The organism is Pseudomonas sp. HMSC08G10, assembly GCF_001808425.1.
In the GTDB taxonomy this organism is placed as follows: domain Bacteria; phylum Pseudomonadota; class Gammaproteobacteria; order Pseudomonadales; family Pseudomonadaceae; genus Aquipseudomonas; species Aquipseudomonas guariconensis.
In genome coordinates, this window is sequence record NZ_KV793298.1 from 98597 (window position 1) to 111827 (window position 13231).

Annotated in this window: 10 protein-coding genes; 2 read left to right on the forward strand and 8 right to left on the reverse strand. The window is 64.2% G+C overall.

Annotated features, from left to right (window positions below):
* Window positions 1-14: 14 nt before the first annotated feature.
* From HMPREF3173_RS06500 to glnE, 8 genes are all read right to left on the reverse strand, one after another.
* Entirely contained in the window at window positions 15-1457 is a 1443-nt protein-coding gene (locus tag HMPREF3173_RS06500) for a lipopolysaccharide kinase InaA family protein (protein WP_070571973.1), read from the reverse strand.
* On the reverse strand, window positions 1457-2209 hold the full coding sequence (locus tag HMPREF3173_RS06505; protein ID WP_070571974.1) for a lipopolysaccharide kinase InaA family protein: 753 nt from the start codon (window positions 2207-2209) through the stop codon (window positions 1457-1459). Before HMPREF3173_RS06505 ends, HMPREF3173_RS06500 begins: the two co-directional genes overlap by 1 nt.
* Window positions 2206-2949 (reverse strand): lipopolysaccharide kinase InaA family protein, encoded by a 744-nt coding sequence (locus HMPREF3173_RS06510; RefSeq protein ID WP_070571975.1) that lies wholly within the window; start codon window positions 2947-2949, stop codon window positions 2206-2208. Before HMPREF3173_RS06510 ends, HMPREF3173_RS06505 begins: the two co-directional genes overlap by 4 nt.
* A complete protein-coding gene (rfaP, locus tag HMPREF3173_RS06515; RefSeq protein WP_043212621.1) occupies window positions 2949-3755 on the reverse strand; it encodes a lipopolysaccharide core heptose(I) kinase RfaP in 807 nt (268 codons plus the stop codon). The genes HMPREF3173_RS06510 and rfaP overlap by 1 nt, the downstream gene beginning before the upstream one ends.
* Window positions 3752-4876, reverse strand: a complete 1125-nt coding sequence (locus HMPREF3173_RS06520) for a glycosyltransferase family 4 protein (RefSeq protein ID WP_043212619.1) — start codon at window positions 4874-4876, stop codon at window positions 3752-3754. The genes rfaP and HMPREF3173_RS06520 overlap by 4 nt, the downstream gene beginning before the upstream one ends.
* Complete coding sequence (gene waaC, locus HMPREF3173_RS06525; RefSeq protein WP_070090716.1) at window positions 4876-5934, reverse strand: lipopolysaccharide heptosyltransferase I; 1059 nt, start codon at window positions 5932-5934, stop codon at window positions 4876-4878. Before waaC ends, HMPREF3173_RS06520 begins: the two co-directional genes overlap by 1 nt.
* Window positions 5935-6984, reverse strand: coding sequence for a lipopolysaccharide heptosyltransferase II (gene waaF / locus HMPREF3173_RS06530; protein ID WP_070571976.1), 1050 nt, complete (start codon window positions 6982-6984; stop codon window positions 5935-5937).
* Window positions 6985-7117: 133 nt separating this feature from the next.
* Entirely contained in the window at window positions 7118-10051 is a 2934-nt protein-coding gene (glnE, locus tag HMPREF3173_RS06535; RefSeq protein ID WP_070571977.1) for a bifunctional [glutamate--ammonia ligase]-adenylyl-L-tyrosine phosphorylase/[glutamate--ammonia-ligase] adenylyltransferase, read from the reverse strand.
* A 384-nt stretch (window positions 10052-10435) separates the two neighbouring features.
* Here glnE and aceE point away from each other — a divergent pair, with 384 nt between their 5' ends.
* Both aceE and HMPREF3173_RS24840 read left to right on the forward strand, forming a co-directional pair.
* Window positions 10436-13081: a pyruvate dehydrogenase (acetyl-transferring), homodimeric type gene (aceE, locus tag HMPREF3173_RS06540; RefSeq protein ID WP_070571978.1), complete on the forward strand. Its 2646-nt coding sequence runs from the start codon at window positions 10436-10438 to the stop codon at window positions 13079-13081.
* Window positions 13082-13094: 13 nt separating this feature from the next.
* A partial coding sequence (locus tag HMPREF3173_RS24840) for a biotin/lipoyl-containing protein (protein WP_256544141.1) occupies window positions 13095-13231 on the forward strand: 137 nt, incomplete at its 3' end.

Consider the following 13231-nt stretch of genomic DNA (forward strand, 5'->3'; position numbering starts at 1 on the left):
CGCGGTGTCCGGGCCTACTGATCGATGCGCGGCAACAGCGCATCCAGCCGCTGGTGCAACCCGCTGCCGCTTGGCCAGTTGCGCAACATCCGCGCCCGGTCACGGGCATAGGCTGGTGCGAAGCTGAGCTGGGTGGCGTGCTGGCACATGGCATCCAGGTCGATCAGCGACCACTTACCGTCCTGCCAGAACAGATTATGCCCCTTTAAATCGCCATGGCTGATGCGCTCGTGAATCAGTTGCTGCATCAGGTGCACCAATGCCTGCACCTGTTCCTCAGGCGCCTCGCCGCTCTCGACGTAAGGCTGGAAACACTCGATCAGGTCCGGCCCGTTGGCATACTCGGTGACCAAAAAGGCTCGGCTGCGTAGGCCCATGATCCGCTCCTCCAGCACTGCCAGCGGCCGCGGCGTGGCGATGTCGAGAAATGCGAGACGGTGCCCTTCGATCCAGGAGTGCCAAGCGCGGCTGGGGCGCCAGAAGCGCTTGAACCAGTGAGCGGTGTTCTTGATGTTGTAGCGCTTGAGCACCAACGTGCGGCCATCGACCTCGATACGCGCCACGCTGGCTGCACCGCCGGTCTTGTACAGATGCCCGGCATCGATCAACGCATCGGCGTTCTGCAGCACCGACAGCATGGCCGGCACTTCGGCGCGACGAATCGCGCGCAGGCCCGAGAGGCTGCGCTCGACGCTGAACAGCGTGCACTCGCGCCCGGCCTTTTCCAGGTAATCCTTCAAGCGCCAGTTGCGCACCTTGTCGATCTGCTTCTGCAAGGCTTCCAACGGCAGGGCATGTTCGGCATTGGCCAACAAGTAATGGACCAGCAGCTCTTCGATGAAAGGCTCCAGGCGCTTGGGCAACTGGGCGAAGAACACGCCGAGGTTTTCCAGCACCCGCTGGCGCGACAGTTGCTGGCCCGGGGTCTCGGCCTTGATGCCGCCCCCGTCGATCAAGTACAGCTGACCCCCATGACGCAGCAGGTTGTCCAGGTGCAGGTCTTCTTGCCACAGGCCCTTGGCGTGCATGTGTGCCACGGTGGCGAGCGCTTCGCCCAGCACCTGCTGCTGCTCGTCGGCCAGCACCGGCAGGTTCTCCACCGCCGCCCAGGCGTCGCCCAAGCTCTGGGCGCCTTCGAGTAACTCGAACAGCAACCAGCCGCCTTCGCCTTCCTTCAGGCCATCTGCCAACAGCTGGGGTGTCGTCAGGCCTTGTGCGGCAAGCAACTTCACACCTTCGAGTTCGCGCTGGAAGTGTCGGGCGGCATTGCCACCGACCAACAGCTTGGCCAACACCGGCGTGCCACGCCAGATGCCGGCGCCGACATAGCGTTGCCCCGGCAGCACGCGCAGCAGACTCAGCAATTGCAGGTCCGCGCTGCCGGCCGCATCGGCCAGCGTCACGCTCAGCGGTAACGACGGGCTGCGCCCGGCGCTTTTGAGTTCAGACAAACGCATCAACGCGCCTCCTTTTCACGGCGACGACGCACCAGGCGTTGCAACCAAGTATCGACCAGGCTGCTGTCGCCAGGCTGCTCGAGGTAGGCCGCCAGCAGGCTGCGTACGTCCGCCTCGCCCCAGACGCGGGCACGGCGCAGCAAGGGTTCCAGGTCCTTGAGCCGGTCACGCATGCCCATTAACAGCGGGCGGGTCTTCTCCAGGTCGATCAACTGGGCCTGCCAGCCTTCGCGACGCTCACGCAGGAAGATGTGCTTGGGGTAGAAACAGCCGTGCACCTGGCCTGCCGCGTGCAGGGTGCGGGCCAGCTGGCCGCAAGCCTTGAGGATACCCTCGCGCTGCCCGGCTGCCAGTTGCGGCCACTGGGCCAGCAGGCTATCCAGATCGCGCCAGTCATCCAGTGCTCGGGTCATGAGAATGGCGCGGTGCTGGCCGTTGCCCTTGCGTTCACCATAGAACACCGCCTGCAAGGCGGGAATCCTGAGCTTTTGGTAACGGCTGATATTGCGGAACTCACGGGCGAAGGTCGGCTCGCCAAACGGCCGGTGCAGGGTCCGCGTGAGGTAGTTGCTCTGGCGCTTGAGGTAGAAGCCCTTGCCCTCGAGCTCCAGGCGAAACACGCTGCTCCAACCGCCACGGCCGGTGTTGGGCTCGTCCACGGCGTCGAGCTGCAGCGCCCACAGCGCCTCGAAGTCATTTAGCCCGTGACGTTGCAGCAGCGCCTCGTCGGCACTGGCCAGGTAATCGGTCATTCCCTTCCCTCGAAGAAGCTCACCACCTCACGGATCCGTCGCTTGTCCCTGGAATCCAGGCGCTGGTGACCGCGATACTGCAGGTAAAAGCGCAGGCGTTGGGTTGCCGACAGGTGGTATTTGGCGACCTTGTCCAGGCACGCCAGGTCCTTGATCAGGCGGTGGCGCAACATCAGGGCACGGCAACCGCGCCAGAAGTCGCCGGTCGGGCAGTCAATGAAGAACAGCGTCGCCTTGTCGTCCACCAGCAGGTTGCGCCACTTCAGATCGTTGTGGGCGAAGTTGTGATCGTGCATGACCCGGGTATGCCTGGCCAGTTGACGGCTGACATGGTCGACCCAGGTGCGGTCGGCCAGACGCGAGTCCTTGCGTTCAGCCAGGGCGGACAGATCCTCGGTATTGGGCAGTTCGCGGGTGATCATCGCACCGCGGCCAAAACCCAGGCCGTTGCGTTCCAGGCCCCAGGCCACCACTTCGGCGGTGGGGATCCCCCATTTGGCAAATTGCTTGAGGTTCTGCCACTCGGCCTTGATGCGCGGCCGCCCCACGTAGCGACGCAGGGCCTTGCCGGCACCGGTGTAGCGCTTGACGTAATAGTTGACCCCATCCCGCTCGATGCGCACCACTTCGCTGAGCGGGTCACGGGTGAGGCGTTCACCTTGAAGGGCGAACACCGCATCGAGACTGCCGAAATCCGCCGCCAGGCCTTCGTAGCCTGGTGCCAGTGTCCAACCCGCCATCAGAGCGCATCCCCATAGCGTTGCTTGCGATCGTAGAGTTTCTGCGCCTTGCGCTCGAGCCAGGCGAGCAGCGCGGCCTCATCGGCCAACACCTGGCGCAACGGGCGCTGGAAGTATCCGCGCAAGAAGCGCAGCTTGTCGCGGCGCGTCAGGCCGATGTCCAGGGCCGAGAAATACAGGGCAGCCAGGTCCTTGTCGCGCCAGCGGCGGGTGATCTTGTCACGGGTCTGGGCCCGGTGCAGGTCGATTACCGACAGCTTGAAATCTTCCGGCGTCACCGGTCGATCGGTGTGCAGCAGGAAGTGGCAGATGTAGCAGTCCCGGTGGTTGACCCCGGCACGGTGCATGCCGCCGGTCATCTTCGCCACCTCGGCGATCAGCGCCCATTTCAGGCGCGCCTGGGGCGGCTGCTTGACCCAGTCGATGCTGAAATCTTCCAGGCTGATGGTCGGTGCCAGCTCTTCGGTGACGATGAACGAATGCTGACTCGCCGGGTTGCTGCCGCGCTCGCCGTAGGCCACAGCGGTCATGGTCGGCACGCCGGCTTGGTGTAGACGCTGGATAGCGCGCCACTCCTGGCCGGCGCCGAGGACAGGCAGCTTGGCGCTGAACAGGTTCTTGAAGATCTCGCCCCAGCCAATGCCGCGGTGGATTTTGACGAAGTACCCCTCGCCCTCGACCTCGGTGCGCAGCGTGCGGCGGCCTTCCAGTTCACGGAACACCTCGCCCTGCAGGGCCTCCACGGCCTCGAAGGGATCGCGCCCGGCCCACAGGCGCTTGAACGGCTCGGCCAGTATCAGCTTCATGCCTGCTCCTGCCCGAGGATCACGTCGGCGGCGTGCTGCGGCATGCTGTAAAGGTCCGCGGTATCGGCGAAGGCCAGCCCGTTGCGCGCCCAGGCGGCACGCGCCTGGCCGTCTTCGAGCATGCGTTGCAGGTAACGGTTGAGCTGCTCCTGCTCGAACGGCTCGTCCAGCACCAGGCCGCTGTCGGCCTCGGCAATGTAATGGGCATAGCCGCACACTTGGGAAACCAGCACCGGCAGGCCGGCCACCAGGGCCTCCAGCAGCACGGTGCCGGTGTTTTCATTGTAGGCAGGGTGAATCAGCAAATCGGCCCCGAGCAGGAATCGCGGGATATCGCTGCGCCCCTTGAGGAACTGCACCTGCTCGCCCAGGCCCAGCGTGGCGCTCTGCAACTGGAACACCTTCGGATCGTCCTGGCCGATGACCATCAGCCGGGTGCGCTTGCGCAGCGCCGAGGGCAACGCCGCCAGCGCCTTGAGGCTGCGGTCCACGCCCTTGGTCTTGAAGCCCGAGCCGATCTGCACCAACAGCAGATCGTCCTCGCCCAGCCCGAACTCCTTGCGAAACTGCGCGCGGATCGCCTCGGCGTCGGCCGGGCGGCGGCGGTCCTGGGAAATCCCCGGCGGCAACAGGTGGAAGCGCTCAAGCGGGGTGCCGTAGTGCTTGATGAACAGCGGCTGCTGCACCTCGGAGATCATCAGCACCTCGGTGCGGGCGTCCTTGGCGAACACGGCGCGCTCGTACTCGGCAAAATGCCGGTAGCGGCCCCAGCGGCGGTACAGGCCGCCGCGCAGGGTCTGGGCCTTGTCCTCGAAGCAGCCGTCGGCGGCGTAGTAGACGTCCAGCCCAGGCATCTTGTTGAAACCGATCAGGCGATCGACCGGGCGCTTGGCCAAGTCCGCGGCCATCCAGGCACTGAGCTTCTCGTTGCGGCGATGATTGAACAGTGCCTTGACCGGCGCCACCAGCACCTCGAAGCCCGGCGGAATGTCACCTTCCCAGATCAACGTGTAGACACGGATCTGGTGGCCCCTCTTCTGGCACTCCAAGGCAATGCGCATGAAATCGCGCTGCAGCCCGCCGAAGGGGAAATACTTGTAAAGCACGAAAGCCAGTTGCATCAACGAACATCCTCAGCCAGCAGCAGCGCGCTCAAGCGGCTCGCCACATGCTCGGGATTCAGGCGAGTGAAGCACAGTGGCCACTCGCGTTTGAGATCGAACCGGCGCAGGTCCTCGGCGCTCGGTTTGTAGGTGCACTTCTTCTGCAGGCAGGGCGCGCAGGGGAAGTCGCTGGCCTGATGGACCTGCACACGCCCGTAGGCGCCGGTCAGGCCAGGGTTGGTTGGGCCGAACAGGGAGATGGTCGGCACATCCAGTGCCGCCGCCAAATGGCCCAGGCCGGTATCCACTGCCACGCAGGCCTTTGCCGCCGCCAGGACGCGGGCGACACCTGCCAGGTTCAACTTGGGCAGGACTTCGCAATTCTTCAAGCCCTGGGCGATACGCTCGGCGCGGGCTTTCTCGGCCGGGTTACCCCACGGCAGGCGAACCTGCAGGTTGCGCCGCCCAAGGCGCTCGGCCAGTTCGCGCCAGTAGGCCTCAGGCCAGTGCTTGGTGGCCCAGGTGGTGCCATGCAGGAACACCACGTATGGCGCGGCAGGCGGCAGTTGCAGGCGATCCAGGTCCAGGCCATAGCGACCGATGCCTTCGGGCAGGTCGTAGGCCAGGGCCAGGGCGAACAGCTGGCGGACCCGCTCCACGGCATGCTGGCCGACAGCGACCGACAGGCGTCGGTCATAGAAGCGGCTGGCCCAGCCTTCACGGGCGGAGTAGCGATCGAGCCCCGCCACCGGCGCTTTCACATAGCGCGTCAGCCAGGCCGACTTAACCAGGCCCTGGGCATCGATCACCAGGTCGTACTTGCGCGCGCGCAGACGTTGCTTGAACGCCTTCCATTCGCCGCTCTTGATCGTCTGCCAAAGATTCTTGCGCCAACGCCGGATGGCCACCGGAATGACCTGGTCGACTGCCGGGTGCCAACTGGGGATCTCGGCGAAACCTTCCTCCACCACCCAATCGAAGCGGATACCGGGGATAGCGTGGGCGGCATCGGTGACCGCCGGCAGCGTGTGGATCACGTCGCCCAGCGAAGATGTCTTGATGATCAGGACCCGCACTTAGTCGACCTCGGCCAGGACATCGATCAGGTTCGGCCCGCCCAGGTGCGTGAGCGCGGCGATCACTTTGCCGGGCTCGAGCAGACGCAGGCAGTTGTAGTGGCCAAAACGGCAGGTGCGGTCGAAGCAGGGGCTGCATTCGATGCCCAGGCGCACGATCTCCACGTGTTCGGCCAAAGGCGGGGTGAAGCCCGGCGAGGTAGAGCCGTAGACCGCCACCAGCGGGCGGTTCAGGGCAGCGGCCACGTGCATCAGCCCGGAGTCGTTGGACACCACGGCATCGGCGCAGGACAACAGGTCGATGGCTTCGGCGAGAGAGGTTTCCCCTGCGAGGTTGTAGGACTCCTCGCGCAACCCTGGAATCAGCCGATCACGGATCGCCTCACCCACCGGGTGGTCGTTCTTCGAACCGAACAGCCACACCTGCCAGCCCTGACGGATCATCGCGTCAGCGACCTCGGCGTAGTGCTCGGCCGGCCAGCGCTTGGCCTCGCCGAACTCGGCGCCAGGGCACAGCGCCAGCACCGGTCGATCAAGCGCCAGGCCGAACTTGGCCAGCGCGGCGTCGCGGCTCTGCGCTTCGATCCGCAAGCTTGGGCGTGGATAGGGCTGTGGCAGCTCGGCCCCTGGTGCATAGGCCAGGGCCATGAAGCGCTCGATCATCAGCGGATAGCGGGTTTTGTCCAGCTTGCGCACATCGTTGAGCAGGCCGAAGCGCATCTCGCCGCGCCAGCCGGTGCGTTTGGGGATGCCAGCGAAAAACGGCACCAATGCCGATTTCAGCGAGTTAGGCAGGAGGATCGCCTGGTCATACTGACCCGCCAGGGATTTGCCGATGCGCCGGCGCGTGGCCAGCTCCAGCGCGCCATGGCCGAGCGGGAAGCTCAGGGCTTGGCGCACCTCGGGCATGCGCTCGAGGATCGGCCGGCTCCACTCGGGCGCCAGCACGTCGATCACGCATTCGGGGTACTGCTGTTTCAGGCACTGGAACAAGGTCTGCGCCATCACCATGTCGCCGACCCAGCTGGGCCCAATGATCAGTATTCTCATGCTTAGTCCAGAAACGCTCGGGGAGGCTCAGCGTCGGCCTGGCCTCCCCTCTTTATATTCAGGCTATGTGGCGGACAGTGTAACACCCAGGCATTTCTACCGCTGATCGCCCCTACAGGGCTGGCGGAGGGCCTCAGGTCAGCCCGAGCTCGCTCCAGATCCGCCGCACCTCGCGACGCTGATCGGCAAACTGCCCGGCATCGACGACCCCGGCTTGCTTCTGCAGGGCCTGGCGGTGCGAGGCCGAGCGGAACGCCTTGTACACCTCGCGCAGCAGCACCGCATCGTCGGCCGGCATCAGCCCTGCCTGCTCCAGCTCCTCGAGAATGCGGATGTTGTCGGTCCAGCGCAGCAGGGCCGGGTGGTCGTGGGACCAGGCCAAAGCGGCGTATTGCACCATAAATTCGATATCCACGATACCGCCGGCATCCTGCTTGATATCGAAGGGCATGCCGGCCTCGAAGGCATTGGCGGCAGTGCCGGCGGCGGTGCTCTTGGTGCCAAGGTTGTCGCGCATCTTGGCGCGCATCTCGCTCACTTCCTGGCGCAGTTTGTCCAGCTCGCGCGGCTTGCCCAGCACCCGGGCGCGCACGTCCTCGAACGCCGCCGCGACCTGCTTGCAGCCCACCAGCACCCGCGCCCGCACCAGAGCCTGGTGCTCCCAGGTCCAGGCCTCGCCCTGCTGGTAGCGCTCGAAGGCCCCCACGGAACTGACCAGCAACCCCGAGGCGCCGGACGGACGCAGGCGCATGTCCACGTCATAGAGCTGACCGGAGTTGGTCTGGGTAGTCAGCATATGAATGATGCGTTGCCCCAACCGAGTGAAGAATTGCGCGCCGTCGATGGGTTTGGCGCCGTCGGTTTCGCCCTGGGGATCGCCATCGTGGATGAACACCAGGTCCAGGTCCGAGCCATGCCCCAGCTCGATGCCGCCGACCTTGCCGTAGCCGACGATGATGAAACCTGGATCGCATAGGCTGCCATCGCTGCGCTTGGGCTGGCCGTGACGGGCCACCGTCTGGCGCCAGGCCAGGGCCAGCACCTGATCGAGGATCGCCTCGGCCAGCCAGGTCAGGTAGTCGCTGACTTTCATCAGGGGCAGGTTGCCGGTGATCTCCGAGGCGGCTACCCGCAGACTGTGGGCCAGCTTGAAGTGACGCAAAGCCTCCATTTGCTGCTCCAGATCGTCCTCGGGAATGCGCGTCAGGCGCTCGCGCAGCTCGCAGGCCAACTCCGGCGCCAGGGGCGGGCTGAACAGCCGGCCTTCATTGAGCAGTTCGTCGAGCAGCAACGGGTAGCGGGAAATCTGTTCGGCGATCCACGGGCTAGCCGCGCACAGCGTCAGCAACCGGCGCAAAGCACCTGGGTTCTCGGTCAGCAGCACCAGGTAGGCCGAACGTCGCGCCACCGCCTCGACCAGCGGCAACACGCGCTCCAGGACCAGGTCCGGGTCATCGTGCTCCACAGCCTGGGCGAGCAGGCGCGGGATGAAGGCGTCCAGGCGCTCGCGACCGATACGCTGCATGGAGCGCAGCGACGGACTGGAGCGCAGCAACGCCAGGCGGCGCAAGGCCTCGGCGGGCTGCTTGAAGCCGGCTTCCTCCAACTGACGGCAGGCGGCCTCTTCATCCTGGGCCTGCTCCCACAGCGGCGACCATTCGCCACCGACGACCAGCTCGCCCTCGCCTTCCTCGTCGTCGGGGTCGGCGATCACCTGGCGGAAATGCCAGTCGATCCGGCCACGCCAGTGCATGAGCTGGTCATGGAAGCTCTGCCAGTCGGCATAGCCCAGGATAAACGCCACGCGCTCGCGATCCTTTTCGTCCTCCGGCAACATCTGGGTCTGGCGGTCGGCGATGGCCTGGATCGCATGCTCGGTATAACGCAGGAACTCATAACCCTCACGCAACTCGGCCACCACCGCCGGCGGCAGGTAGCCCTGGCCTTCGAGGGTCGCCAGCACCTTTAGCAGTGGCCGCTGCTGCAGGCTCAGGTCGCGCCCGCCGTGGATCAACTGGAACGCCTGGGCGATGAACTCCACTTCGCGGATACCGCCCGCGCCGAGCTTGATGTTCTCCGACATGCCCTTGCGCCGCACTTCCTGCTGGATCAGCTGCTTCATGGTGCGCAGCGCCTCGATGGCCGAGAAATCCAGGTAACGGCGGTAGACGAACGGGCGCAGCATATTCTGCAACTGGGCGCCGGCGACTTGGTCGCCGGCCACGACCCGCGCCTTGATCATGGCGTAGCGCTCCCAGTCGCGGCCTTGGTCCTGGTAGTACTGCTCCAAGGCATTGAACGACAACGTCAGGGCACCGGCCGAGCCGTAGGGGCGCAGGCGCATGTCGACACGGAACACGAAACCATCGACGGTCACTGGGTCCAGCGCCTTGATCAGACGCTGGCCCAGACGGGTGAAGAACTCCTGGTTATCCAGTGAGCGCTTGACCCCTTCGGTCTCGCCGCCCTCGGGAAAGGCGAAGATCAGATCGATGTCCGAAGACAGGTTCAGCTCCACCGCGCCCAGCTTGCCCATGCCCAGCACCACCATGTGCTGCGCCTGGCCGCTGCGGTTGCCGATGGGCGTACCGAACTGCTGGCAATGGCGCGGATACAACCATTGGTAAGCCTGGTCGATGGAGGCGTCGGCCAGGTCGGAAAGGTCGCGACAGGTTTCTCCCAGCGCGGCCTGGCGGGTAATGTCGCGCCAGATGATGCGCACCTGCTGGCGGTTGCGCTCGCGACGCAGGTTGCGCGCAAGCTCCTCCTCGCTCTGCGCCGCTTCGGCGGCGGCAGCGATGCGCGCGCGCAGCTCGCCAGGGGCGAAAGGCCGCTCCAGTTCACCGCTGGCCTGCAGCGTAAAGAGCATGGCCGGCTCGCGCAGGGCCACTTCCAAAACGAAGTCGCTGACTGCGGCCACTTGGTCGAACGCATGGCGCTGGGCGGGGCTCCAGGCATCGAAGTCCAGCCCCTCGATACCCGCGATGGCCTCACGCAGGGATTGTTGGTTACGGACGACCAGCGGTTGCAGGACGGCGGGCAGATCGAGCGGCAAAGGCAGGCGCATGGTCTATCCTTGATCGGCGTGAGTGGGAGGGGTAGAGGCGGCCGAGGGGATGCCGAATGACGGTTGGACTGTCATACAAAAGTTGGAAATAGCTGAAATAAACGAATCATTGGTAAAAAACATCAAGATTCACCCAATCAAAGCCCAGTCCAAACCTACGGGAACGTTTTTCCCCACAACCCGGCATGCGACAAAATGCCGCTTTTCTGTAGTTTTACTACTACCCCGGCTGTTCAAAAGCATGAAATGCCAAACCATTTGTAGTAAAACTACACGGCGCCGGATGACTGTCCGGCTAATCCAAGAATTCACGACGTCTGCCCAAAAGGCCAGTCGCAAACTCAGGCCCCCGATTCTGGTGGCCTTTCCGCCCTGGAGCAAGCCATGCAAGACCTCGATCCCGTCGAAACCCAGGAATGGCTGGATGCCTTGGAGTCGGTCCTCGACAAAGAAGGCGAAGACCGCGCTCACTACCTGATGACCCGTATGGGCGAGCTGGCCACCCGTAGTGGCTCTCAGCTGCCGTACGCAATCACCACGCCATACCGCAACACCATCCCTGTTACCCACGAAGCACGCATGCCTGGCGACCTGTTCATGGAACGCCGCATCCGCTCGATGGTACGTTGGAACGCTCTGGCCATGGTCATGCGTACCAACCTGCGGGATTCGGACCTGGGCGGCCACATCTCGAGCTTCGCCTCCAGCGCCACCCTGTACGACATCGGCTTCAACTACTTCTTCCAGGCTCCTACCGAGGAGCACGGTGGCGACCTGATCTTCTTCCAGGGCCACGCCTCCCCAGGCATCTATGCCCGCGCCTTCCTCGAAGGTCGCATCAACGAAGACCAGATGAACAACTTCCGTCAGGAAGTGGACGGCAAGGGCCTGTCCTCCTACCCGCACCCATGGCTGATGCCTGACTTCTGGCAGTTCCCGACCGTTTCCATGGGTCTGGGTCCGATCCAGGCGATCTACCAGGCACGCTTCATGAAGTACCTGGAAGCCCGTGGCTTCATCCCGGCCGGCAAGCAGAAGGTCTGGTGCTTCATGGGCGACGGCGAGTGCGACGAGCCGGAATCCCTGGGCGCGATCGCCCTGGCTGGCCGCGAGAAGCTGGACAACCTGATCTTCGTCATCAACTGCAACCTGCAGCGCCTCGACGGCCCGGTCCGCGGCAACGGCAAGATCATCCAGGAACTCGAAGGCGTGTTCCGTGGCGGTGGCTGGAACGTCAACAAGGTCGTCTGGGGCCGCTTCTGGGATCCGCTGTTCGCCAAGGACACCAACGGTGCCCTGCAGCGCCGCATGGACGAAGTCATCGACGGCGAGTACCAGAACTACAAGGCCAAGGACGGTGCGTACGTCCGTGAGCACTTCTTCAACACCCCAGAACTCAAGGCCATGGTCGAAGACCTGTCCGACGACGAGATCTGGAAGCTCAACCGTGGCGGCCACGACCCGTACAAGGTCTATGCGGCCTACCACCAGGCGGTCAACCATCAAGGTCAGCCGACCGTCATCCTGGCCAAGACCATCAAGGGTTACGGTACCGGTGCCGGCGAAGCCAAGAACACCGCGCACAACACCAAGAAGGTCGACGTCGACAGCCTGCGTCACTTCCGTGACCGCTTCGACATCCCGGTCAAGGATGCCGACCTGGAAAACCTGCCGTTCTTCCGTCCGGAAGAAGGCAGCGCCGAAGCCAAGTACCTGGCCGAGCGCCGCGCAGCCCTGGGTGGCTTCGTACCGCAGCGCCGTGCAAAGAGCTTCAGCATCCCGACTCCGCCGCTGGAAACCCTGAAGGCGATCCTGGACGGTTCGGGCGACCGCGAAATCTCCACCACCATGGCCTTCGTGCGCATCCTGGCGCAGCTGGTCAAGGACAAGGAGATCGGCCAGCGCATCGTTCCGATCATCCCGGACGAAGCCCGTACCTTCGGTATGGAAGGCATGTTCCGCCAGCTGGGCATCTACTCGTCCGTGGGTCAGCTCTACGAGCCGGTCGACAAGGACCAGGTGATGTTCTACCGCGAGGACAAGAAAGGCCAGATCCTCGAGGAAGGCATCAACGAAGCCGGCGCCATGTCGTCGTTCATCGCCGCCGGTACCTCGTACAGCAACCACAACCAGCCGATGCTGCCGTTCTACATCTTCTATTCGATGTTCGGCTTCCAGCGTATCGGTGACCTGGCATGGGCCGCTGGCGACAGCCGCACCCGTGGCTTCCTGATCGGCGGTACCGCCGGCCGTACCACCCTCAACGGTGAAGGCCTGCAGCACGAAGACGGTCACAGCCACCTGATGGCTGCCACCATCCCGAACTGCCGCACCTATGATCCGACCTACGGCTACGAGCTGGCGGTGATCATCCAGGACGGCATGAAGAAGATGACCGAAGAGCAACAGGACGTCTTCTACTACATCACCGTGATGAACGAAGCCTACACCCAGCCAGCCATCCCGGCCGGCGCCGAGGAAGGCATCATCAAGGGCATGTACCTGCTCGAGGAAGACACCCGCGAGGCCGCGCACCACGTGCAGCTGCTGGGTTCGGGCACTATCCTGCGCGAAGTCCGCGAAGCGGCCAAGATCCTGCGCGAGGAATACAACGTCGGTGCCGACGTCTGGAGCGTCACCAGCTTCAACGAACTGCGCCGTGACGGCCTGGCCGTGGAACGCGCCAACCGCCTCAAGCCTGGCCAGAAGCCACAGCAGACCTACGTCGAGCAGTGCCTGGCCGGCCGCAAAGGCCCGGTTGTAGCGTCCACCGACTACATGAAGCTCTTCGCCGAACAGATCCGTCAGTGGGTCCCGAGCAAGGAGTACAAGGTCCTGGGTACCGATGGCTTCGGTCGCAGCGACAGCCGCAAGAAGCTGCGTCACTTCTTCGAAGTCGACCGTCACTTCGTCGTGCTGGCTGCCCTGGAAGCCCTTGCTGACCGTGGCGAGATCGAACCGAAGGTGGTGGCCGACGCCATCGTCAAGTTCGGCATCGATCCGGACAAGCGCAACCCACTGGACTGCTGAGGAGTATTTTTAAGTGAGCGAACTCATTCGCGTACCTGACATCGGCAGCGGTGAAGGTGAAATCATCGAGCTGTTCGTCAAGGTCGGTGACCGTATCGAGGCTGACCAGAGCCTGCTGACCCTGGAGTCCGACAAGGCCTCCATGGAGAT

Excerpts from the sequence above, each read along its gene's own strand:
- HMPREF3173_RS06500 (WP_070571973.1), bottom strand. The coding sequence starts at position 1,457 with ATGCGTTTGTCTGAACTCAAAAGCGCCGGGCGCAGCCCGTCGTTACCG.
- glnE (WP_070571977.1), bottom strand. The coding sequence starts at position 10,051 with ATGCGCCTGCCTTTGCCGCTCGATCTGCCCGCCGTCCTGCAACCGCTG.
- aceE (WP_070571978.1), top strand. The coding sequence starts at position 10,436 with ATGCAAGACCTCGATCCCGTCGAAACCCAGGAATGGCTGGATGCCTTG.
- HMPREF3173_RS06520 (WP_043212619.1), bottom strand. The coding sequence starts at position 4,876 with ATGCAACTGGCTTTCGTGCTTTACAAGTATTTCCCCTTCGGCGGGCTG.
- HMPREF3173_RS06510 (WP_070571975.1), bottom strand. The coding sequence starts at position 2,949 with ATGGCGGGTTGGACACTGGCACCAGGCTACGAAGGCCTGGCGGCGGAT.
- waaF (WP_070571976.1), bottom strand. The coding sequence starts at position 6,984 with ATGAGAATACTGATCATTGGGCCCAGCTGGGTCGGCGACATGGTGATG.
- rfaP (WP_043212621.1), bottom strand. The coding sequence starts at position 3,755 with ATGAAGCTGATACTGGCCGAGCCGTTCAAGCGCCTGTGGGCCGGGCGC.
- HMPREF3173_RS06505 (WP_070571974.1), bottom strand. The coding sequence starts at position 2,209 with ATGACCGATTACCTGGCCAGTGCCGACGAGGCGCTGCTGCAACGTCAC.